This is a genomic window from Nevskia soli (assembly GCF_903970205.1).
Classification (GTDB): domain Bacteria; phylum Acidobacteriota; class Terriglobia; order Bryobacterales; family Bryobacteraceae; genus Bog-113.
On record NZ_CAJCHS010000254.1, the window covers coordinates 1 to 21243 of the forward strand.

The window sequence follows — 21243 nt, forward strand, 5'->3', positions numbered from 1 at the left end:
TCCTCGGCATCCGGTCGATGCTCGACGGAACTGCTCTTTACAGGGACATCGGAGCAATCGTCATGGTGGCAAGTTTGCTGTGGGTGGCGGCTGTGACTGCGGTCGGCGTGATGCGAAATCGATCCGGACGCGCCGCCGAAGCCACGCGCCCCGATCGCGCTTCACGATCATTCTTATCCATGGGTGCATAAGGCCAGCCTGGAGCCCTTTGGGCGGGAGCCGGACGAGGTCGTCGGCGACTTCGCGGTGTATCAGCGTGAGGGCCGTTGAGCGGCGCTCCGGCGCGAATCATGAGCCCGTGTCGATGAGCCGTCGACTTCTCGTTCCACCCAGCCGTCCTCCGGCTCCCATCCAAGAGGCCAAAAGAATTCAAACTTTTATTACTTTTTAATTCAAACTTTCGGTGCTTTTTTTGTATACTGGTGAGTCCGTTCGAACGATTGGACGCCTGTTTCCGGCCTCTGCGGCCCCGTACTGCGTCAGAGGGCAGGCGACATAGCTCGCAGCGGAAGCCTCACCCGAGAACAAAGGAAGCAAGATGAGAGAAAAAGGTACAGTCAAGTGGTTCAACGCCGCCAAAGGTTTTGGGTTCATTCAACGTGAGAACGGCGAGGACGTCTTCGTTCATTTCACCGCGATTCAGTCTCAGGGCTACCGCAGCTTAGACGAAGGTTCGCGCGTGGAGTTCGAGGTCCTCAATGGTCCGAAAGGATTGCAGGCGGCGAACGTTACCGCGTCGTAGGTCCTGCTTTTCAGCGGCGGGCGGCGCGACAAGCAAAATCCCGCGCCGCTTCTGCCAAAATAGGATCAGGATGAACGTTTGAGCAAAGAAGATAGCATCGAAGTCACCGGTACCGTTCTTGAAAAGTTTCCCAGCGGTCTGTTCAGCGTTCAGTTGGAACAAAACCGCGTTGTGTTGGCTCACCTGGCCGGGCGCCTTCGTCGCAATCGCATTCGCGTTCTGGCCGGCGACCGCGTCACCCTCGAACTCTCCCCCTACGATTTGACTAAGGGCCGCATCACGTTCCGGCATCGCTAGCGCACGTGTCGCGAGAAACTCGCGCCGGGCAGAGCACCTTGTGATGACGATGAGCGCAGTTTCAGGTGTGATCAAGACTCTGTTTGTATTCGGAACGCGTCCCGAAGCGGTCAAGCTGGCGCCGGTCATCTTGCACATGCGGCGCCGTCCCGCCGAGTTTGATGTGCGCGTTTGTGTCACGGCCCAGCATCGCGGCATGCTGGACCAGGTTCTAAGCGCGTTCGAAATCCGTCCCGATCACGATCTCGACATCATGCAGGCGGGACAAAGCCTGGCCGGTCTCACCGGCCGTATGATGAGCGCGCTCGAGCCGGTGATCGCGTCCGAACGGCCCGACACGGTAGTCGTCCAAGGCGACACCACCACCACTCTCTGCGGCGCGCTGACCGCATTCTATGCGCGCATTCCGGTGGCGCATGTCGAAGCGGGTCTGCGCACGGGCGATCTGACGCAACCTTTCCCCGAAGAGATGAACCGCGTGGTCACCGGCCGCCTGGCGTCGATTCATCTGGCCGCCACAGAAGGAGCGGCCGCAAATCTACGCGCCGAACAAATTGCGAACGACCGCATCCGGGTGACCGGTCAGAGCGGCATCGATGCCGTGCTGCATATCTGCTCTCTACTGGAACGCGGCGTGCTCCACGGCGACGATTGGTCGCGGCTCGATCCCTCGCGGCGGCTTATCGTGGTTACCGCGCATCGCCGCGAAAGCTTCGGTGCGGGGTTCGAGGATATCTGTGCGGCGCTGGTCCGGCTCGCGCAACGACCGGATGTTCAGGTGGTGTATCCCGTGCATCGCAATCCGAACGTCATGGAACCTGTGTTCCGCGCGCTCGAAGGCTTGCCGAATGTGTTTCTAGTCGAACCTCTCGATTATGTTCCGTTTGTCGATCTCATGCGCCGCGCCGACATTCTCATCACTGATTCAGGCGGGATACAGGAGGAAGGTCCGTCACTGGGAAAGCCTGTACTCGTAATGCGTGACAAGACGGAACGTCCGGAAGCTGTAGCTGTAGGTACCGTCAAACTGGTCGGCACCAACCCGGATCGTATTACCGAAGCGGCGAGCCAACTCCTCGACAATCCCGAAATGCGTCGAGCTATGTCCCGCATTCACAACCCATACGGAGACGGTCAAGCGAGCGGTCGGATCGCCGATGCAATCCGCACATTCTTCGAAAGTTAGGTATAACGAAAAACTTTCGATTCCGCCGCGGCCGGCGCTAATTCCTAGGGAAATTACAGAACACACAAGTATAATCAGGGCAGTATGGTGGAACGAAGTAAGGCTACCTCCGCGCCTCGTTCGCGGAAAAAAGCGGACGATCTGATCGAGAATCTAACCGCTGTACTATCCAAGAAAGTAGTTGGACAGCCCGGTGCGACCAAGGCTATTATTCCGTATATTCAGATGTTCCAGGCGGGACTGGCCCCCGAGGGCAGACCGGTGGGCGTATTCCTTCTGCTCGGTCCTACCGGGACGGGCAAAACTAAAACCGTTGAAGCCCTCGCCGAGATTCTGCACGGCAGCTCCAAGAACGTACTTAAGGTCGACTGCGGAGAGTTCCAGATGGAACACGAAGTCGCCAAGCTGATCGGCGCTCCTCCCGGCTATCTTGGTCATCGCGAGACACAGCCCGTCCTGTCGCAGCAGAAGGTAAATTCAGTTACCAGCGATAAGAGCCAGCTCTCCTTGATCCTATTCGACGAGATCGAAAAGGCGGCGCCTTCCATGACGCGGCTACTACTGGGAGTTCTCGATAAGGGTGTACTGCGCCTGGGCGATAACTCCATGGTGAACTTCGAAAAGAGTCTTGTCTTTTTGACGAGTAACTTAGGCGCGCGGGAGATGATGAAGGAAATCAATCCCGATTTCGGCTTTCAATCCGGGGCCGCCATGCAGCGCACGGATCTTACATCCAAGCTGCAAAATATCGCGTTAGTTGCAGTGCGGAAGAAATTTTCCCCCGAGTTTGTAAATCGCATCGATTGTGTCATCACTTACCAGCCGCTGACCATCGAATCTCTGGCGTCGATTGTCGACCACGAGATTCTAGGGCTGCAGGAGCACGTCAACACTCGCCTGGCGAATCGATGTTTCACCATCGAAGTACCCTTCGAGACGCGGCAGTGGCTCATTGAGCACGGCACCAGTTCGGAGTATGGGGCGCGCGAATTGAAGCGGACCATCCACAAGCATTTGACTCAGCCCTTATCCGCGTTAGTGGCCATGGGACAGATCGATCCGGGAAGCCGCGTTCGCGTGGAGATCCAAGCGGACCGCTCGGATCTTACTCTTAGGACCACCGGGCCGGATGAAGCGCTGGTTCCCACTCACCCGACGGTCTTGTTGGTTGACGACAACCGTGACCTGTTGCACTTCCTGGAGCGGCTGATGGCTGAGGCGGGTTGGAAACTACTTACGGCGGAAAGCGCGAGACAGGCGCGCCGTTTGGCCGCTGAGCATAAGCCGAACGCGGCATTGCTCGATTACCTGCTGCCCGACGGAAACGGCGTCGAACTCGGCATGCAGCTGCGCCAGGTGGTTCCGCGCATGCAGGTAATCATGATGACCGGCTCGGTCCTTCCGGCGGAAGAAGAAGCGACGTGTGAAGAGTACGATTTCCCGGTCCTTCGCAAGCCCTTCCTGGCGTCGGATGTAATGAACCAGATTCGCGGACGGTTGGCGACGGTCATCAACACGGCGCGATAGAGGCGACCGCGGCGCTTCGGCTGGAGTAGTCCGATACTCTCCCGGCCGTGCATGCAATTTTGGCTGTCAATTTTGGGCTTGCTTGGGGTGCGCCAGGGCGAGTAGACTCTCACTTAGTAGAGGTCCAAAGCGATGGCCACCCAACTATTCTTCGCGTTGAGCCAGCAGTATATGCAGGCCTGCAACCTGGGCCGGCAGGCGGCGTTTCTTGAGGTGCAAGGGAATCTGCCGGGAGCGACCCAACTGCTGGCGAACGCATCCGCCCAGCTCGATAACATCATCACGACGGCTCAACAGTACCGCATGCCGGTGCTCGAGGGCGTGTTTTTCACCGCCGCGTACCTTCACTACAATGCGGCGCGGCTCGCCTTGATGACCGGCTGGCTCCAGAACGCGCCGATGCATCTCTACTACGCGGAATGCGCGCTAAATCAGGCGATCCAGATCAACCCGAATTTCGCCCCGTATCATGCCAGCGCGGGGATGGTTGAGATCGCCCGCCAGAACGTACCGGAAGCGATCCGCGCCTTTACGCGCGCCGTCCAACTGAATCCGATGGACGCTTTTTCGCAATATATGCTGAGCGCGTTGAACGTGAACCAAGGCAACCAGGTCGTGGCGAACCAGTATTTTCAAGCGGCGGCTCAAGCCGTGCCGAACTTACCCTCGCCCCAGGTGATCGCCCAGCAGATGCAGCCCGCGCCGTCCCCGCCGTTAGCCAACGGCTCGGGCGCCGGTACCGGGCAGGAGAAAAAGGCGGGCTTCGACTGGAGCCAGTTAATGAAAACGGTTGCGTCCGTAGCGGATTGCGTGGCGAAGTTTGCCCCCGCGGGCGCGTCGGCCGCGGCGCCGTCCTCGGCGTTTGCCGGATTTAACCCGGCAGCCAGTTACCTGAGCGGGCAATTCAACATGAACTTCCGGGGATACTGAAGAACCGCCGTGCCGGCGCCGTTTACGTTGTAAAGCGGCGCTTCAAGCGCGCTCCCGAAAGCCCCTGCCCGCCCAAGCCCGAGAGGCCCCTTATGCTAAACTGCTAGATTCAAACCGTACCTCCCGGCTTGATCCTTTCGACAGCAAAATGGATTTGATTCTTCATCAGCTTGGTGGAATACTGCGCAACAGCGTCCCCACTTTCCTGATCGTTCTTTTCCTCGTCATCTACCTGCGCGGCATGTTTTTCAAGCCCATCGCGCGCCTCTTAGCCGAGCGCTACGAAGCGACCGAAGGCGCGCGCAAAGCCGCTGAAGACAGCATGCGAAACGCCGAGCGCCAAATTGCCGAATACGAAGAGAAACTCCGCGCCGCTCGCGGCGAAATTTACGCCGAACAGGCGCAGGCGCTGAAGGCCGTCGAGGCCGAAAACGCGGCCCAACTCGAACGCACGCGCCGCGAAGCGGAAACGCAGATCGCCAGGGCTCACGCGCAGCTGCTTGAAGAATCCGAACAAGCCCGGCGGTCGCTTGAATCCCGCAGCAGCGAACTGGCCGATCAGATCGTCGCCCGCATCCTCGAAGGTCGTGCGGCTTGAAACGCGTTTCGATGGCCCTGATCGCCGCGGGGCTTTTTGCCTACCCGATCGTCGCGGCACAAACCGGCGGTCCGGACAACTCAGCCGAACAGAAGCGTCTGACCGAGGCCGAGAAAGACGAGTTCATCGGATGGCGCTGGGCCAATTTCGCCGTTCTCGCCGCCGTTCTCGGCTTCTTCGCGTACAAGTACGGCAACCCCTATTTCTCCGGCGAAACCGCACAAATCCGCAAAGGACTAGAGGAAGCGCGCGCCCGCCGCGCCGATGCCGAGCGGCGCGCCGCTGAAGTCCAGAAGCGTCTGGCGAATCTGGGCGCCGAAGTCGAATCGTTTCGCAAAATCGCGGCCGACGAACGCGCCCGCGCGCTGCAAGACCTCGCCAAGCGCCTCGAAACGGAGACCGCTTACCTGCGCTCCAGCACCGAAGCGCAAATCGAAAGCTTTGGACGCAACACGACGCTCGATCTTCGCCGCCACGCCGCGCGGCTTGCCTTACAGCTTGCCGAAGAGCGGATTCGCGCGCGCATGAACACCGACATCGAGCACCGGCTCACCACCCAATTCGTCGAAGGGCTGAAGGCCTGATCGCGCCATGACCAACACCGGCATCGCTTCGCGCTACGCGGAGGCCCTCGTTGAAGCCCTGATTGCAAATCAATCGGCAAACCCGTCCGATGACCCGCTCGTGATCCTCAGCGGCCTCAACGACTTTGTGGCCGCCCTTTCTGAATCGCGCGATCTCGACCTCGTCCTCGTTTCCCCCTCCGTTTCCGCCGAACGCAAGCGAGCGGTGATCGCCGCTCTTTCCGATCGCCTGGGTATTCACCGGCTGGTGCGCAATTTCCTCTTCGTCCTCAGCGATCACCGCCGCCTGATGCTGGTGCGCGAAGCGAATCAGGTAGCGGGTGTGGTCCTCGACGAGAAACTGGGATTCCAGCGCGCGGTTCTCACCATCGCCTCGCCCCTTTCGGAAGACGAAAAGAACCAGATTGCAGGCAAGCTGGGCGAGATCACCGGAAAGCGCATTCGCCTCAATCTGGAACTGGACCTTTCACTTGTCGGCGGGGTGGTTGCGCGGGTCGGTTCTACGGTCTACGACGGCTCGGTGCGCGGCCAGCTGGAAGTCATCGGCTCGCGACTCGCCGCAGGATAGGAATACAATCAACGTTTTCGCGGCTCGAGCGCCATACGTGCGCCGCCGCTGGAGTAAACAGAACAAATGGCTCATATCGGAGCAGACGAAATCACCAAGCTCCTCAAGCAGGAGATCGAAAATTACGGCAATGCGGTTGAGGTTTCGGAAACGGGGACGCTGATTTCCCTGGGCGACGGCATCGCGCGCATCCACGGCCTGGAGAAGGTCATGGCCGGCGAGATGGTCGAGTTTCCGCACGGTGTCACCGGCATCGCCATGAACCTGGAAGAAGACCAGGTCGGCGCCGTGCTCCTCGGCGAATACAACGAGATCCGCGAAGGCGATCAGGTTAAGCGTACCGGCAAGATCATGGCCGTCCCGGTCGGCGATGAACTCATTGGACGCGTGGTGGATGCGCTCGGGCGCCCGATCGACGGCAAAGGCGCGATTAACACCAGCCGCACCAGCCCGGTCGAACGCATCGCTCCCGGCGTGGTGGATCGCCAACCGGTCAAGCAGCCCATGCAGACCGGAATCAAAGCCATCGACGCCATGATTCCGATCGGCCGCGGCCAGCGCGAACTCATCATCGGCGACCGCCAGACCGGCAAGACCGCCATCGCCATCGACACGATCATCAATCAGAAGGGCGGCGATGTCATCTGCATCTACGTCGCGATCGGCCAGAAGCGCTCCACGGTTGCCCAGGTCGTAAAGACGCTCGAAGAAGCCGGCGCGATGGAGTACACCATCGTCGTCTCGGCCAGCGCATCCGATCCCACCCCGATGCAGTACCTCGCGCCCTACTCGGGCTGCGCCATGGGCGAGTTCTTCCGCGACAACGGCCGCCACGCGCTGATCGTTTTCGACGACCTCTCGAAACACGCCGCCGCCTATCGCGAAATCTCGCTGCTGCTCCGCCGTCCGCCGGGCCGCGAAGCGTATCCGGGCGATGTCTTCTTCCTCCACAGCCGTCTGTTGGAACGTGCGTGCAAGCTCAACGACGGACTGGGCGGCGGATCGCTCACCGCGCTGCCGTTCATCGAAACGCAGGCCGGCGACGTATCTGCGTATATCCCGACGAACGTCATCTCGATCACGGACGGGCAGATTTATCTGGAAGCCGATCTGTTCAACTCCAACGTGCGTCCCGCCATCAACGTAGGTCTTTCTGTCAGCCGAGTCGGAGGCAGCGCGCAAATCAAAGCCATGCGCTCGGTCGCCGGAACGCTGCGCCTCGATCTCGCGCAGTATCGCTCGCTCGCCGCATTCGCGCAGTTCGGATCCGATCTCGACAAGAACTCGCAGGCGCAGCTCAACCGCGGGGAACGCATGGTCGAGTTGCTCAAGCAGAAGCAGTTCTCGCCGTTGCCCGTCGAGAAGCAGATCGCCATCATCTTCGCCGGAGCCAACGGGTTCCTTGACGACCTCCCGGTGAATCAGATCCGTGAGTTCGAAGCCGAGCTCTACCGTTTCCTCGATGGATCGAAACCCGGTGTTCTCCAGATGATCCGCGAAAAGAAAGTCCTGGACGATACCGTCAAGGGTGATCTCAGCGCCGCGATCAAAGAGTTCAAAGAGCGCTTTGTAGCCGACCGCAAGGCCGCCCCCGCGCATGCCTAGTCTCATCGACATACGGCGCCGGATCCGTTCCGTCAAGAACACGCAGCAGATCACGCGCGCGCTCAAGCTGGTCTCCGCGGCCAAGCTGCGCCGCGCGCAGGACCGCGTGATTGCGGCGCGTCCCTATGCGCAGTCCATTCGCGAACTGCTCAGCAACCTGGCCGCCGCCGCGGCGAGCGACCCGGACCTCAGCGCATCCACGCTTCTCGCCCAGCGCGAAGCGAAGCGGATCGAGCTGATTCTGATGACGAGCGACACCGGCAAAGCGGGCGCGTTCAACGCCAACCTCACCCGTACCGCCGATCGCTTCATCCGGGAACATGAAGGCGTCGCGTTCGACATCGTCACCGTGGGCCGCAAGGGTCGCGATTACTTCCGCCGCCGCAATGCCTCTGTTCCTCGCGATTACATCGGCGTGCTCGCCAAGCCCGCGTACGCCACCGCGGCCGAAATTGGTCGGGAAAGCGTGCGCCGCTTCCGCGACGGAGAGGTTGACGCGGTTTACCTCATCAATAGCGAGTTCAAAAATGTGATGAGCCAGAAGCCGAGCGAGACGCGCCTGCTGCCCGTCGCCCTCCCCGAACCGAAACAAGGCGAGGAGCCGAAGATCATCGACTACATATTCGAGCAGCCCCCGCTCGAGATGCTCCAGCGCCTGCTGCCGCGCTACGTCGAAGTAGCTGTTTTTCAAGGCATGCTGGAAACATCCGCTTCGGAACACGCGGCCCGCATGACTGCCATGGACGCTGCCTCGCGCAACGCCGGCGATGTCATCGATAAACTGACTCTCACCATGAACCGCGCGCGTCAGGCCGCGATCACCAAGGAAATCATCGAAGTCGTCAGCGGCGCGGCCGCTCTCGATTAGGAGTACAAGACATGGCAACAGCAACGCACGACATAGTTGATCAGGAAATCACCAAAGAAACCATCGGCAAAGTGATCCAGGTGGCCGGACCGGCCGTCGATTGCCAGTTCGAGGAAGGCGAGATTCCCGAACTTCACTACGCCATCCGCATCACCAGCGAAGGCTTCGACGTCCCGGAGCCCATCGACATCATCTGCGAAACCCAGCAGCACCTGGGCGAAGGCCGCGTGCGCACCATCGCGCTCCAAAGCACGGAAGGTCTGGTGCGCGGGATGAAGTCCGTTAACCTCGGTCATGGCGTCATGGTCCCCGTGGGACGCGAAACGCTGGGCCGGGTGCTCAATGTGATCGGCCAGCCGGTGGATAACCTCGGCCCCGTGAACGCGACCAAGTTCTATCCGATCCACCGCCCCGCGCCCTCGTTCGAGGATCAATCGACCAAGCTCGAGATGTTCGAGACCGGCATCAAAGTCATCGATCTTCTCGAACCCTATCTGCGGGGCGGCAAGATCGGACTGTTCGGCGGCGCGGGCGTCGGCAAGACCGTCCTGATTCAGGAGCTGATCAACAACGTCGCATTGAAACATGGCGGCGTGTCCGTGTTCGCCGGCGTCGGTGAGCGCACCCGCGAAGGCAACGATCTCTGGCTCGAAATGCAGGAATCCGGCACCATCGTTCCCGGCGATTCCGCCAAGAGTAAAGTCGCGCTGGTCTATGGCCAGATGACCGAGCCGCCCGGCGCCCGCCTGCGTGTCGGTCTCACGGGACTGACCCTCGCGGAGTACTTCCGCGATGAAGAAGGGCAGGACGTGCTGCTGTTCATCGATAACATTTTCCGCTTCACGCAGGCCGGCTCGGAAGTATCCGCGCTGTTGGGCCGTATGCCCAGCGCGGTCGGATACCAACCCAATCTCGCCAGCGAAATGGGCGAGCTGCAGGAGCGCATCACTTCGACCAAGCGCGGTTCCATCACGTCCGTACAGGCCATCTACGTGCCCGCGGACGACTACACCGACCCCGCTCCGGCCACGGCCTTCGCCCATCTCGACGCCACCACCAACCTCTCGCGTCAGATCTCGGAGATGGGCATTTACCCGGCGGTCGACCCGCTTGCATCCACTTCCCGTATTCTCGACGCGCGCATCCTCGGCGACGAACACTACGACACCGCGCAGGCCGTTAAAGGCATTCTGCAGCGATATAAAGACCTGCAAGACATTATCGCTATCCTTGGCATCGACGAACTTTCTGAAAACGATCGCCAGACTGTGGACCGCGCGCGTAAGATTCAGAAGTTCCTCTCGCAGCCCTTCCATGTGGCCGAGCAGTTCACCGGCACGCCGGGCAAGTACGTGAAGCTCGCCGACACGGTCCGCTCATTCAAGGAGATCGTCGATGGCAAACATGACGACCTTCCGGAACAGGCGTTCTACATGCAAGGCACCATTGAAGAAGTGGTCGCTAAGGCCGAGCAGATGAAGCAAGGCAAGTAAGATGGCCGACTTCGCACTAACCGTCGCCACGCCGGAACGCCAGTTGATCGACGAGCGCGTGTCGGAAGCTACCATCCCGGCGCGGAACGGCTACATCGGCGTGCTGCCCGGCCACGCGCCGCTACTTTCCGAACTAGGCGCCGGCATCTTAAGCTGGAGCGGCGGCATCGGACAGTCGCAGACCCTGGCGATCATGGGCGGCTTCGTCGAAGTACTCGGCGACCGTGTCCGCATCCTGGCCGATGAGGCCAAGCGCCGGGAAGATATCAACACCATCGAAGCCCAGGAACGTCTGCGCGCCGCTCAGGAAGCGCTAACCAAGCCGCCCTCAGATAGCCCAACTCCCGAGCAGTACGAAGAGTTAGTGGAAAACGTCAAGCGCGCGCAGGCCGAAGTCGACTTAGGCGCTAAGTAATAGGTCGCGCCCAGGCAGCCAGGCGAAACGCCGCATATTAGGGTCATTTCCGATGGAGCCGTACAGCCCCACTCCGAGCCCGACCGAAAGGGAGGGTCCTCCGCCGTCAGCCGCGTAGATCCTTCAGAGATGTTAAGAGTCATTTGCAGGAGAGCCCCGACTGTAAGAGAGCGGGTTTCACCGCGGGGTGCCGGTGGTGTTATACTCCGTTGCCATGTTAAGGACCCTCCTGATGGTTCTGAGCACAGCCGCCATCGCTTGGGCCGCGAACGATGCGCCTCGCGTGCTCGGCATTGTCGGCCGCTGGGAAATCGACGCAAGCGGAAAGGCGATACACTTCCTCGATGCCCTAGATTACAGTGACAAAGTCAGGTGTACGAGCCGCGGTTCTTTGAACATCCTGCTTCCCGAGATGCAGGAGCCGGTGACCCTGAGGTGCGAGGGCGCCGGTCCGGCAACCAGCCTTCTCGAACTCCGCGATAAGAATATCCCTTCGGTCGGCAAGAGTTTCAGCGCGAACTTCAGCCGGTTCTTCTCTTTAATCAGCATCGAGTTCAGTCGCGAACCGACCATGTACATCGCGGCGGTAAGTCGCGGAGTCGGCGAAGCTGAACTTAGCGATTGCGTTCTCGAATTGAAAGCGGGACGAGTCGACCTCGGGCCGGCGTTCGGGGATTCGCCCGAGGGTGCTTATCCGATCGCGTTCACTGGAGTCGCCGCAACGAACATCGCTAGTGACTCCGTGCCGGTCAAGTGGCAGCCCGGCGCCCCGGCGCTCGCGCCGGTTCCGTCTGCATTCAGCAAACGAGGCTTGGTCAAAATAGCGATTCTGGATCCCGAAGGCGGCTATCGCAGTTCTGCCTGGGCGCTGCTCTCCCCACCGGCGACTTATGCAAAAGATGCGGCGCAGTTTCAAGAGGGATTGAACATAGTCAAGAATTGGCCCGGCGGCGAAGGCGGGCCGTCTTCCCGTTCCGCTCTACGCGCGTACTTGCGGGCCATCGCCGACGGACTGCCGCGATGAGGGACTCGCCGCGCACAAAGGGCGTGCCATTCCACCACGAGTGGCTGCACCACCTTCTCGCGCTGGTCATCATCACCATCGTGATTCTTCTGCTCGAGCAGACCTCGATGTTGGAAGGAGTGGAGTCTCTCGGATTCGATCGAATGGTCCGATCTTACCCAGCCAAAGTATCCCAAGATATCTACTTAGTCGTAATCACGGACGACGACTACCGCATTCCCTTCGGAAACACGTCTCCGCTGGATCCTAAAGAACTCGCGCTGCTGTTGCAGCGCATTCACGATCTACGTCCGAAAGTCCTCGGGGTTGACTTGGATACCGAAGATCCCAAGGTCCAGGATGACGCCGAAATGAAAAAGCTGCGCCAGTCTCGCGATATCATCTGGGCCGTGGTTCCGGAAGTCGACGCCAGCGAGTCCGAGCGCGGGGTAAACCAGTCCTTCGTTTTGGCGCCCACGGCCAACTTCTTTCGCTTGGGTTGCAAAGCTCTGCCGAACTTCCCTCGGGATGTCGACGGGGTCGTCCGCAGATTCCGGGACGGTTACCGGGTCACGCTTGATGGCAAACCCCAGGAGCTTGCCTCTATGGGTTGCGCGCTAGCCAAAGGAGATGGCTCCGCCAGTGAGTGTACAGAAAACCCGAAAGTCAGGCGGTTCAGCTTAGTGGGGAGCAACGAGACCTTCAAGACCGTTGACGCAGGTGAGTTCCTCGCCGACGACTTCGATAGTAGACAAAAAGCGAGAGAAGCATCGGGAGACCGGACCAACCCGTTTGACGGCAAGATCGTAATCGTGGGCGGCAACTATCGAGCTGCCCGCGATTCGTACGTTACACCTGCGGGTGAGTTGCCGGGCCTTGAGCTGATCGCGAACGCCGCCCAGTCTTACTTACCCGGCGGGAAGTCCATACTCGAAGCCCCGTGGTGGGCATCCGGTCTTTTCGACCTTCTGATTGGAACCGGAGTTATCCTCCTTTACTGGGCCTTCCGGCTGAAGAGCGCGTTCTGGTTGAACCTCCTGGCCGCGCCCGTGGCGGCGATGGCCATCAGCTTTTTCGCATTCCTGTTGGTCCATTACTGGCTGGCATTCGCCCCGGTACTGTTTGGGATGATGCTGCACCACTTATACGATCACATCGAGCAGTTAGACGAACTGGAAAAACCCGGCGAGGAAGAAAAAAGTCCGAACATCACTATCGTAAACATCAACTACCGGATTCGACGCCTATTACAATATCCGCGCCGCGATCGCTCATCGCGATAACCGGCGTCTGCCGGGCCTGTTTCTCGGCCATGACCTGAGCCGGCACCTGGGTCTTTAAGTAGTCGAAGAGCTCCCGCACGGGCTGCATTCCTTTACTCTGCGACAAGGCACGCAGGAGGTTATAAGTAAAGTAGCCGTGCCCTAGCTGTTCGCTCTCCTGCGATGCCTGGTTCGCCGTGCTGGATGAGATAACCACGCGCCCGAATCCCTCGCGGATCTGATCGAGCGCGCCGGTTGAAACCGAAGCGTCTTTCAATCCGTCCGCCGCCGCGCCGCTGTGGCAGGTGTCGAGAAACACCACCGCGCGAAGAGCGCGGACGCGGCTGCGAATGACGTTGGAGACTTCGACCATCGGCAGCGCCGTCGCGTAGAGATCGTCCCTGGTGCTCGTGTTTGTGTCGTAAGCCAGTATGTAGTTGACGTTCGCCGTGTCCGCTTCGCGCGCGGAGCCATGACTACTAACGAAGATAACCACCAGGTCGTCAGGTTTCGCCGATTCGGCAAGCCAGTTCAGACTCTTTCTAAGATCGACTAAGGTTGCTTGCTTATCTTTCAGCTCACGCACATGATCCCGGGGGAACTTACCGATCGCGGGATTGCGCAATAACTCGGCGAAGCTATCCGCATCGGACGTTGCTACCGAGAGAGGCTGGATTCCTTTGCTTTCGAAGTCATCGATTCCGACGACGAGGGCCCATTTTTGGCGAACCTTGGATGTCAACGCTACTTGAGCGCCTTCAACCGGAGTGGCCAGCGTGAACGGGTCGAGTTTCTGCTGCATCGCATCCGACCCCGCGAGTTCGGCCTGATGCAGCGAGCGCGCCGCGATGCGGTCCAGATGCAGCCGGTTCTCGAACAGGGATCGATAATACCAGGCATCCCCTAACTCGGTGCATTCCTGGACGGCAAGCTTCAGCAGTTCGAGAGAATCTCCCAGTTCCTTGTCGGTGTTATGAGCGCGAACGCGCTCCAGCGCGCGGTTCATTAGATCGTGAGCCGCGCCGCAACTTTCCCCCCGGCAGGGACTGGCAGCTGCCAACGCCGCCGTGACGATCAGGAGTCGGGGATATTTCAAGCGCATTTCAAGGGCTCGCCGAAACGGATGCTGGTCCGAGAAATACTAACACAATCGCCAAAGCACCTCCGAGCGCCATATCATGGTAGTGGTCGGAGAAATTGAGGTTACTTTGATGGACACATCAACGGCACTTATGGTCCTCTGTGCAACGTTCTTACCCGGCGCGTTTGGCCAGGGCGCGATCACGGGGTTGGGCTATCACTACCAGTCGACAACAGTCGCTCCAGGGCAATTGATCTCTGTGTTTGTGGCCGGTAGCCTAACGGGCGAGGTCAGCGTTAGTCAATCCGGTCGCCCGGTCCCCGTTCTGGGAATGAGTTCGTCCGCATCCTGCCTGAACCTAAACGCCTGCTCCCCGATGACGGCCATCACGATTCAAATCCCGTATGAGATCGAGCCGTATTGTGTCTTCACGAATCCGCAGTGCGAAGTAAGGGAGTTAGCCCAATTAACGCTGTCGGTAAACGGCATTGCGGAAACACCTATCAACTTGAATCCCGTGGCCGATCAGATTCACATCTTAACCGCTTGTGACACAGTGGTTCCCGGCGGGACCGAATCCCCAGCGCAGTATAGCGGGTTGCCTTGTGAGCCCTTGGTGGCCCACGCCGATGGTTCGCTGGTAACCGCGGCCAGTCCGGCGCAGACCGGAGAAGAGGTTGTCGCCTACGCGGTCGGGCTCGGAATAACCGTTCCAGCGGTGGGGACCGGAGAGGCCGCGACCACCGCTACTCCCACCTATGAGACCTTCCTGCTCGATTTCAATTTCAGAGCGAACGCACTGGCAACCGAACCGCTACAACCAACGACGCCCGGCCTGCCACCCGCGGGTTCGAACGTCCCCTTATACTCGGGGCTTGTGCCGGAAGAAGTCGGACTCTATCAGATCAACTTCACGGTACCTACTCCCCCCGCCTCGATTCAACCCTGCTCGGGCGCAGTGCAATCTAATTTAACCGTAAGCGTGGGCGGATTAGCCTCATTCGACGGCGCAGGAATCTGCGTCGCCGAGTAAACTCCCGCTAGGTCCGCTTCTCATCGTTTGTAGTGAACCTGTTGGCCAGTGGAAGACCCTCCCTTTCGGTCGGGCTCGGAGTGGGGCTTTACGGTAGCCTGCGGCCATGTCAAAAACAAGAGGAACTTAGCGGCGTGGGGCGCCGCGCAGCCCACTCCGAGCCCGACCGAAAGGGAGGGTCCTCCGCTGCCGCACCGCGTTGTTCCTTAGGAGCGGGTTTCACCACGGGCTTCCAAAGTCTTGCCTCGAAGAATAGGCCCCGGACGCTGATCGCATCCAGGGCCTTGCCGTTGTTAGTTAGCGCTTCACCTGGAACTCTAGGATTGTGGATTCGGTAACTCCTCCGCCGGTCCCCGTGATCGTGATGGCGTAAGTCCCGAGCGGAGCGGACTCTGAAACGGTCAGATTGAAATCGGTCGATCCCGAACCGGGCGCGCCGATGGACGCGGGTGTGAAGCTGGAAGTGACTCCAGAGGGCACGCCGGTCGCGGAGAACGAAATCGCCGAGTCGAATCCGCCGGATACTTTCGTGGTAACGACCGCATAGCCACTTTGTCCCCGATCCAGGTAGCCTGAAGTCGGTGAGACGGAGATCGTGAAGGTACCGGTTGAAGTCCCGGTTACGGTCAGCGATACCGTGGTCATTTGCGTGACTGAGCCGCCGGTTCCCGTTACCGTGATGGTGTAAGTGCCGGTCGCCGTCGACGAAGCCACGGTTAGAGTCATTGTCGAGGTGCCGGACCCAGGCGCCGCGATGGATGTCGGACTGAAGCTTACGGTAACACCGGACGGCTGGCCGGACGCGGATAAGCTGATTGCCGCGTCAAAGCCGCCTGAGACGGCAGTCGTGATCGTGGAAGAACCGCTGCTGCCCTGCTTCACCGAAACCGAAGTGGGTGAAGCGGATATGGTGAATGACGGACTGCCGCCTGTCCCCGTACCCGTTAGAGCGGTGATAAGCCCGGCCTGGGGGCTGCCCCACCCGGTTACCAGGTCATAACCGGTTACGGCTGAATAACTGCCGGACTTCCCGCTAGTAATGTCGTGGAAGTCAGAGCTATAGCTGGAGGTTATGTTCTCCGCATAGATCGTAGGGTTAATAAAGCCAATGGGTTTGTCACCATTTTCGGCAAGCTGCTGGTTGACCAGCGCGATGAAGCCGGCCCACATGGGCGCGGCGAAGCTCGTGCCGCCGTACTCGTTCGCTGTGCAAGTCGTCTGGTCCGCGCAAACGTAGAAGCTGAAATTCGCGTTGGCCGATACGTCGGGGCCGTTCCGGTAAGTAGTCGAACCCTTATTACTCGAGTTGATGACACCGGAGAGTTGTTGATACGCCGGGATGGCGATCTTATCCGGCGAAATACCGCCGCCGCTATCGACCCATGCGGTTTCCGACTTCCAGGGCCCCGCGGCGCTGGCTGTGGTCAGATCGGTACCGCCGACCGAAACCACATTGGCGTCATCGGCCGGCCATGCTTCGTTGCTTGAAGACCATGTCGAACTGTCGCCCGAGGCGGCAAAGAAGTTTTGTCCCTGGGAGGACATCTTCTCGAAGTAAGGATCCAGCGTACTCGGGTCGGCGGGCGTCCAACCCCACGAACAGCCGATGGTAGTGGGCAATGGGCTATGCGTAGTCATGGCGCTGATAATTGCCGTGTCGGTGGACCCGACATACACAACCAGACTCGCCAGACCGGGCGCCATGCCGATCGCCTGCGTCATATCGAGAGTCTGTTCGGTGTCGTCGCAGCCGGAACTTTCGGTGCAGCTGGTGCTGGTGCCATCGGTGGAGAGCAGCGTAACCGGCACGTTGTTGGTTTGGCCGACGTTCTTGAAGTAAGTGGTGAGGTCGGCGAGATCAGTGCCTTCATACTCGAATAACCCGAGGTTCTGGCCGGCTCCCGTTAGCGCCGTTCCCCCGTAATAAGCCGCACGCATGTCGCTGCCGAGGAAAGAAGCCGAAGGTCCGGAGCCGGTGGTCGCGTGAGATACCACGGCGTCCGGCGAGATATGATGAGCCGCCGCATAGTCACTCTTCCTCACGAACAAGGGATGCGGATTGGCATAACTGTCCAATCCCGAAATGTGCCAGAGGTTGAGGGGGAGACTCTCGGTCGGCTGGCGATCGGGAGCATAAAACGTCCGGTTGGTCACGGGGTCCTGATAAGTCCGCAGAGTCACATTGAACGCAGCCTCGACGGTCGAAACCGGCGCCTTGACTTGCACATCCATTCCGTCGCGCGTGCCGCCATAGACCGACAGGCCGCTCGCCCGGGCCCAGCCGACCACCGTGTCATAGTCCGCCTGAGTGGGACCGAACCTTTCCGTGAATTCCGGAACGGTCACGAATTGCCGGTAGATGCCGCTACCGGGTGTGTAGACCTGCGCGAGGAAGTTTTTCAGCCCCGCGGGATCGCTTAGAGCAAGAACGAGATCGAGGGTCATGATCTGGTTGGCTGGAAGCTGACCGACGGACTGCGCGGCGCCGCTGCTGACAACCGGCGGCACATGATTCGTCAAAACGGATTGTGCCTGAGCCACGCCAGTCGACGTCTGCGCTATGGCAAGAACCGCGAGGCCAAGAACCGCGAGGCGGGATACGCTTACTGTTTTCGTCAAAATGTCTCCTTTTTCTGTGGTACTTCTGCAAGACCGATGAGTGTGAACACCGGCTAGAATGATAATGCAAAAGCAGGAGCAAATGCGAGCGGTGACGAAGAAATTCCGGAATACTAACTAAAGGGGCATCCGCAAGGTAAGGATATTGCGCCGTGGTTGTATCACGGATATTCCTGAGGGAGCCGCATCCGGGCATCTAAGTCTTGAGTAGAAGGGTCGCGGCCTCGAAGTGGGGGCGTAGCGCTTGTCAGACGCGACGGCTTGCGGCGCCGGGCGCAAAAAAAAAATCACACGCCACCGCGCCTTGCACGATTCGAAACGAGCCAAAGCGAAAGCGAAGGGATGCTCTGGAGCGGGAATAAAAGCCCCGCGATTTCGGTTATTGATTATGCGCCGAATATCGGGCCATCGAAAATGTTTTTCATTTGCCGCGTCGCGCATCTGGAAAACGCCAGTATGATGGTTTTGATCCGGTCGACTCTGACTACACCGGCTGAATAGATTGATGTTAATCAGGGACTCAGACTTACTTCTGATATTTGAGGAATTGCATCGGCTCCGGCGCGAATGCGCGATCCTGAAGGAGATGCTAACCGAATTTAAAACACAGGTTAGCGCTGCCCCGTTATCTGCCGATTCCGAGCCGGACCATTCTAATCATCACGACCGCTCCGAACAAAGAATGCCCAACCTAAGGCTTGTAGGAAAAGCGCGGAGTCAGAAAGCGTGAGCGCCTCGCAGTTCTCGCGGTAAAATCAAATTCAGGACGGGCCCACATGTCTCGATGCACCCGATGCGGCGTAGTAGCGGACGGTCAGTACTGCTCCGCTTGCGGCACAAAACTCAGTTCGTTTTCGTCAACTCCTGTCGCGTATTCTGCTCCCCTTCCGGCGGCCCCTGGATACCCCACGCCTCACGCGACAGCCGCCAGAGGCTTCGCACAGATCTTCGGACTTGATCCGCGCATTGCGGCCCTCACCCTTGTGGTCGACTTCATGCTCTTCGGCGGCGAGATCGTGACCGCCGGATTGATCTGGCCGTTTTCAGCCGCCGCCGGTCTGGTGCTCGGCTTCATCGCCTATAAAGCACAAAGACGCTGGTATGGCGACGACCGTGAATCGGCTCTTATCAAAGGCTTGATCCTGGGCTTACTCACTGCGATCCCAGGCCCGATACCCGCTTTTCTTTATATCCCGTCCGGAATTGTTGGCTTGGTCCACAATTTCCGCCGGAAGTGAAGACGCGGGTGATTGTTGCAACGCCCTTGTAGCTCAAGGCATCTACGAATTTTGAACAAATTCCAGAGAGTGCAAGGGCTCTTCGCCGGCCTGCTTGCCGCCGGACTTACCTTTGCCGGAACTCCGAACCTGTCCGATCCCGAGGCATTGCGCGCCGCCGGCGGGCGGTATCTCGCCCAAGGGGATCTGAAGCGCGCCATTGACGTGCTGGAACGCGCCGCCAGCCTTGACCCCGCCAGCTCGCGCACTTACCTGCTTCTGGGCCGCGCCTACGGACATCGCGCCGAAACGGCGTTTGCCGTGGCTGCTCCCGCGTTGGCCGTCAAGGCTCGCCTGAATCTCGAAAAGGCGGTTGCGCTCGACCCGAGGAACTGGGACGCGACCGATGACCTGTTCGAGTTCTACCTCGAAGCGCCCGCGCTTCTCGGCGGAGGGAATGCGAAAGCACTCGTTCTCGCCGATCGCATCGCAACCCACGACGCCGCTGAAGCCGCCCGCGACCGCGCCCGCGTGTCCGAAGCCGAAAAGCAATTCGATCAGGCCGAACGCGGGTTCCGCCACGCAGCCGAACTGGCGCCGCAACAGCCTTCGCGCCTGGTCGACCTGGCGCGATATCTGGCGCGCCGCGGCCGCTACAGCGAGAGCGACCAGATCTTCGCCGGAGTACTCGCGGCCAGTCCGGATACTCCTCGTTTCCTCTACGCCCGGGCGTCCATGCTGATTGAAACCAATCGCAACAACCGGGAGGCTCGCCGGCTGCTTCAGAAGTACTTGTCGATGAATCTTACCGAAGACGATCCTTCCCGCGAAGTAGCCGAGCGGTTGCTCCGCAAAGTATCCGCGGACTAAGCCCGACGGTGTGGCTGAAGTAGCATGTTCTGGGGTGAATCAGGGTGATCCGGGGTGAATCAGGGTGATCTGGGGTGAAGCGCTCGGGTTCAGCGTCCAGGCCTTGCGCGCGAATCCGGTCCGGTCTTTCCTTACCGGCCTGGGAATGGTGATCGGCACGGCGTCCGTCATTCTGGTCGTCACCATTTCACTTACCAGTCAGGAATACATTCTCAATCAGATCGAAGCGGTGGGTTCCAACATGGTGTTCGCGTCCTTCGATCTCGGCAATCGTCAGACCGATGCGGAGGTGAACTCCGATTTCATCAAGCTCTCCGATGTGCAGGCGGTTCGCGACCAACTCGCGGATCGCATCGTCGCGGCCAGCGGGGTCGAGACGAACTACGACCAGATTGTTGTCGACGGGAACACCCAGCGCCTGCTGATCATCGGTTCCGACGAGTATTACCGGCCGGTGCGCAACTTGGTCGTGCTCGCCGGTCGATTCCTGGATCACGAAGACATCGCGACTCGCGCCCGCGCGGCGGTGCTCACGCAGAAGTTAGCCGCGCGTCTTTATGGAGCTCAGGAAGCTGCCGTCGGCCAGACCATCCGCATTTATGGGCTGCAATTCAAAATCATCGGTACCTTCAAAGAGAAGGTAGACAGTATCGGGCAATCGGAATTGAACGACGAGACAGTGGTCATTCCGATCTCGGTGCAAAGCTACTTTGCTCCGGTTGAGCGCATCGATCCGCTGTATGTCCAGGCCCGCTCGGCAGACGGCGTGATTCCGCTGACTAAGTCGCTGGAGGACCTGCTGGAGAGCCGCCATCGCCCCGGCACGAAGTACAAGGTGGAGAACTTAGTCGGCATTCTCGACGCCGCGAAGAGTATCGGCATCGCTTTGCAGATCGTGCTGCTCCTCGTATCGGCGATCGCGCTCGTCATCTCCGGCATCGGCATCATGAACATTATGCTGGTTACGGTCACCGAACGGACGCGCGAGATCGGTTTGCGGATGGCTGTAGGAGCGTCGCGAAAAGAGATCCTCGAACAGTTTCTGACCGAAGCGCTGCTGATCAGCGTCGGTGGCGGCGGCCTCGGGATATTGGCCGGGATATCCGTTCCGGCTGCCGTGGATCTGCTGACGAACAACATCCACATCCCGATTTCGGGTTGGTCGATTGCGATCGCGTTCGCTGTATCCTGCGCCGTTGGGCTGCTCTTCGGGATGCTGCCGGCGGATCGTGCCTCCCGGCTGAACCCTACCGAAGCGCTGCGCTTCGAGTAGCGTGCTGATTTACACTTGCGTTGGACATGCTCAAACGACTTTTGTTTCTAACCGCAGTCGCATCCGCACTTT

Annotated in this window: 21 protein-coding genes; 19 read left to right on the top strand and 2 right to left on the bottom strand. The window is 59.7% G+C overall.

Translation table 11 applies throughout. The features are described from left to right. The 15 genes from H1Y01_RS19525 to H1Y01_RS11590 form a co-directional block, all read left to right on the top strand. On the top strand, positions 1 to 191 hold a 191-nt coding region (locus H1Y01_RS19525), incomplete at its 5' end, for a hypothetical protein (protein ID WP_219341476.1). A 347-nt stretch (positions 192 to 538) separates the two neighbouring features. After that, the gene (locus tag H1Y01_RS11525) at positions 539 to 742 is read left to right on the top strand and encodes a cold shock domain-containing protein (RefSeq protein ID WP_180540667.1); all 204 of its coding nucleotides are present in this window, start codon (positions 539 to 541) and stop codon (positions 740 to 742) included. 78 nt (positions 743 to 820) lie between these two features. Further along, positions 821 to 1039 (top strand): translation initiation factor IF-1, encoded by a 219-nt coding sequence (gene infA, locus H1Y01_RS11530; RefSeq protein ID WP_180540668.1) that lies wholly within the window; start codon positions 821 to 823, stop codon positions 1037 to 1039. Positions 1040 to 1109: 70 nt separating this feature from the next. Further along, positions 1110 to 2225 carry a non-hydrolyzing UDP-N-acetylglucosamine 2-epimerase gene (gene wecB / locus H1Y01_RS11535; RefSeq protein WP_180540686.1) on the top strand — a complete coding sequence of 372 codons (1116 nt, stop codon included), beginning with the start codon at positions 1110 to 1112 and terminating at the stop codon, positions 2223 to 2225. A gap of 84 nt (positions 2226 to 2309) precedes the next feature. Further along, entirely contained in the window at positions 2310 to 3752 is a 1443-nt protein-coding gene (locus H1Y01_RS11540) for an AAA family ATPase (RefSeq protein ID WP_180540669.1), read from the top strand. Positions 3753 to 3884: 132 nt separating this feature from the next. Next, positions 3885 to 4682: a tetratricopeptide repeat protein gene (locus H1Y01_RS11545; protein ID WP_180540670.1), complete on the top strand. Its 798-nt coding sequence runs from the start codon at positions 3885 to 3887 to the stop codon at positions 4680 to 4682. Positions 4683 to 4830: 148 nt separating this feature from the next. Then, complete coding sequence (locus H1Y01_RS11550) at positions 4831 to 5280, top strand: ATP synthase F0 subunit B (protein ID WP_180540671.1); 450 nt, start codon at positions 4831 to 4833, stop codon at positions 5278 to 5280. Further along, complete coding sequence (locus tag H1Y01_RS11555) at positions 5277 to 5864, top strand: F0F1 ATP synthase subunit B family protein (protein ID WP_180540672.1); 588 nt, start codon at positions 5277 to 5279, stop codon at positions 5862 to 5864. The genes H1Y01_RS11550 and H1Y01_RS11555 overlap by 4 nt, the downstream gene beginning before the upstream one ends. Positions 5865 to 5871: 7 nt before the next feature. After that, the gene (atpH, locus tag H1Y01_RS11560) at positions 5872 to 6432 is read left to right on the top strand and encodes an ATP synthase F1 subunit delta (RefSeq protein ID WP_180540673.1); all 561 of its coding nucleotides are present in this window, start codon (positions 5872 to 5874) and stop codon (positions 6430 to 6432) included. A 66-nt stretch (positions 6433 to 6498) separates the two neighbouring features. Continuing rightward, positions 6499 to 8037, top strand: a complete 1539-nt coding sequence (gene atpA / locus H1Y01_RS11565) for a F0F1 ATP synthase subunit alpha (protein ID WP_180540674.1) — start codon at positions 6499 to 6501, stop codon at positions 8035 to 8037. Then, positions 8030 to 8905 (top strand): ATP synthase F1 subunit gamma, encoded by an 876-nt coding sequence (gene atpG, locus H1Y01_RS11570; RefSeq protein ID WP_180540675.1) that lies wholly within the window; start codon positions 8030 to 8032, stop codon positions 8903 to 8905. The genes atpA and atpG overlap by 8 nt, the downstream gene beginning before the upstream one ends. 11 nt (positions 8906 to 8916) lie before the next feature. After that, on the top strand, positions 8917 to 10398 hold the full coding sequence (gene atpD / locus H1Y01_RS11575) for a F0F1 ATP synthase subunit beta (protein WP_180540676.1): 1482 nt from the start codon (positions 8917 to 8919) through the stop codon (positions 10396 to 10398). Position 10399: 1 nt separating this feature from the next. Next, entirely contained in the window at positions 10400 to 10813 is a 414-nt protein-coding gene (atpC, locus tag H1Y01_RS11580) for an ATP synthase F1 subunit epsilon (RefSeq protein ID WP_180540677.1), read from the top strand. Positions 10814 to 11027: 214 nt separating this feature from the next. Continuing rightward, complete coding sequence (locus tag H1Y01_RS11585; RefSeq protein WP_180540678.1) at positions 11028 to 11837, top strand: hypothetical protein; 810 nt, start codon at positions 11028 to 11030, stop codon at positions 11835 to 11837. Continuing rightward, positions 11834 to 13099 (top strand): CHASE2 domain-containing protein, encoded by a 1266-nt coding sequence (locus H1Y01_RS11590; protein WP_180540679.1) that lies wholly within the window; start codon positions 11834 to 11836, stop codon positions 13097 to 13099. Before H1Y01_RS11585 ends, H1Y01_RS11590 begins: the two co-directional genes overlap by 4 nt. On the opposite strand, the gene H1Y01_RS11595 is transcribed toward H1Y01_RS11590, so the two are convergent. Further along, positions 13041 to 14174, bottom strand: coding sequence for a caspase family protein (locus H1Y01_RS11595; protein WP_180540680.1), 1134 nt, complete (start codon positions 14172 to 14174; stop codon positions 13041 to 13043). The genes H1Y01_RS11590 and H1Y01_RS11595 overlap by 59 nt on opposite strands. Positions 14175 to 14289: 115 nt before the next feature. On the opposite strand from H1Y01_RS11595, the gene H1Y01_RS11600 reads away from it, so the two are divergent. Continuing rightward, on the top strand, positions 14290 to 15192 hold the full coding sequence (locus H1Y01_RS11600; RefSeq protein ID WP_180540681.1) for a hypothetical protein: 903 nt from the start codon (positions 14290 to 14292) through the stop codon (positions 15190 to 15192). 297 nt (positions 15193 to 15489) lie between these two features. Here H1Y01_RS11600 and H1Y01_RS11605 read toward each other — a convergent pair whose 3' ends face one another. Continuing rightward, entirely contained in the window at positions 15490 to 17811 is a 2322-nt protein-coding gene (locus tag H1Y01_RS11605; protein WP_180540682.1) for a protease pro-enzyme activation domain-containing protein, read from the bottom strand. Between the two features lie 776 nt (positions 17812 to 18587). On the opposite strand from H1Y01_RS11605, the gene H1Y01_RS11610 reads away from it, so the two are divergent. The 3 genes from H1Y01_RS11610 (at position 18588) to H1Y01_RS11620 (ending at position 21171) form a co-directional block, all read left to right on the top strand. Continuing rightward, a complete protein-coding gene (locus H1Y01_RS11610) occupies positions 18588 to 19049 on the top strand; it encodes a hypothetical protein (protein WP_180540683.1) in 462 nt (153 codons plus the stop codon). A gap of 69 nt (positions 19050 to 19118) precedes the next feature. Continuing rightward, the gene (locus tag H1Y01_RS11615) at positions 19119 to 19898 is read left to right on the top strand and encodes a tetratricopeptide repeat protein (RefSeq protein WP_219341477.1); all 780 of its coding nucleotides are present in this window, start codon (positions 19119 to 19121) and stop codon (positions 19896 to 19898) included. 64 nt (positions 19899 to 19962) lie between these two features. Then, positions 19963 to 21171: an ABC transporter permease gene (locus H1Y01_RS11620; RefSeq protein ID WP_180540685.1), complete on the top strand. Its 1209-nt coding sequence runs from the start codon at positions 19963 to 19965 to the stop codon at positions 21169 to 21171. Positions 21172 to 21243 lie beyond the last annotated feature (72 nt).

Bases quoted from the DNA above. Each gene is read 5' to 3' on its own strand.
- H1Y01_RS11525 (WP_180540667.1), top strand. From the start codon at position 539: ATGAGAGAAAAAGGTACAGTCAAGTGGTTCAACGCCGCCAAAGGTTTT.
- H1Y01_RS11540 (WP_180540669.1), top strand. From the start codon at position 2,310: ATGGTGGAACGAAGTAAGGCTACCTCCGCGCCTCGTTCGCGGAAAAAA.
- H1Y01_RS11545 (WP_180540670.1), top strand. From the start codon at position 3,885: ATGGCCACCCAACTATTCTTCGCGTTGAGCCAGCAGTATATGCAGGCC.
- H1Y01_RS11550 (WP_180540671.1), top strand. From the start codon at position 4,831: ATGGATTTGATTCTTCATCAGCTTGGTGGAATACTGCGCAACAGCGTC.
- atpH (WP_180540673.1), top strand. From the start codon at position 5,872: ATGACCAACACCGGCATCGCTTCGCGCTACGCGGAGGCCCTCGTTGAA.
- atpA (WP_180540674.1), top strand. From the start codon at position 6,499: ATGGCTCATATCGGAGCAGACGAAATCACCAAGCTCCTCAAGCAGGAG.
- atpG (WP_180540675.1), top strand. From the start codon at position 8,030: ATGCCTAGTCTCATCGACATACGGCGCCGGATCCGTTCCGTCAAGAAC.
- atpD (WP_180540676.1), top strand. From the start codon at position 8,917: ATGGCAACAGCAACGCACGACATAGTTGATCAGGAAATCACCAAAGAA.
- atpC (WP_180540677.1), top strand. From the start codon at position 10,400: ATGGCCGACTTCGCACTAACCGTCGCCACGCCGGAACGCCAGTTGATC.
- H1Y01_RS11585 (WP_180540678.1), top strand. From the start codon at position 11,028: ATGTTAAGGACCCTCCTGATGGTTCTGAGCACAGCCGCCATCGCTTGG.
- H1Y01_RS11590 (WP_180540679.1), top strand. From the start codon at position 11,834: ATGAGGGACTCGCCGCGCACAAAGGGCGTGCCATTCCACCACGAGTGG.
- H1Y01_RS11600 (WP_180540681.1), top strand. From the start codon at position 14,290: ATGGACACATCAACGGCACTTATGGTCCTCTGTGCAACGTTCTTACCC.
- H1Y01_RS11610 (WP_180540683.1), top strand. From the start codon at position 18,588: ATGTCTCGATGCACCCGATGCGGCGTAGTAGCGGACGGTCAGTACTGC.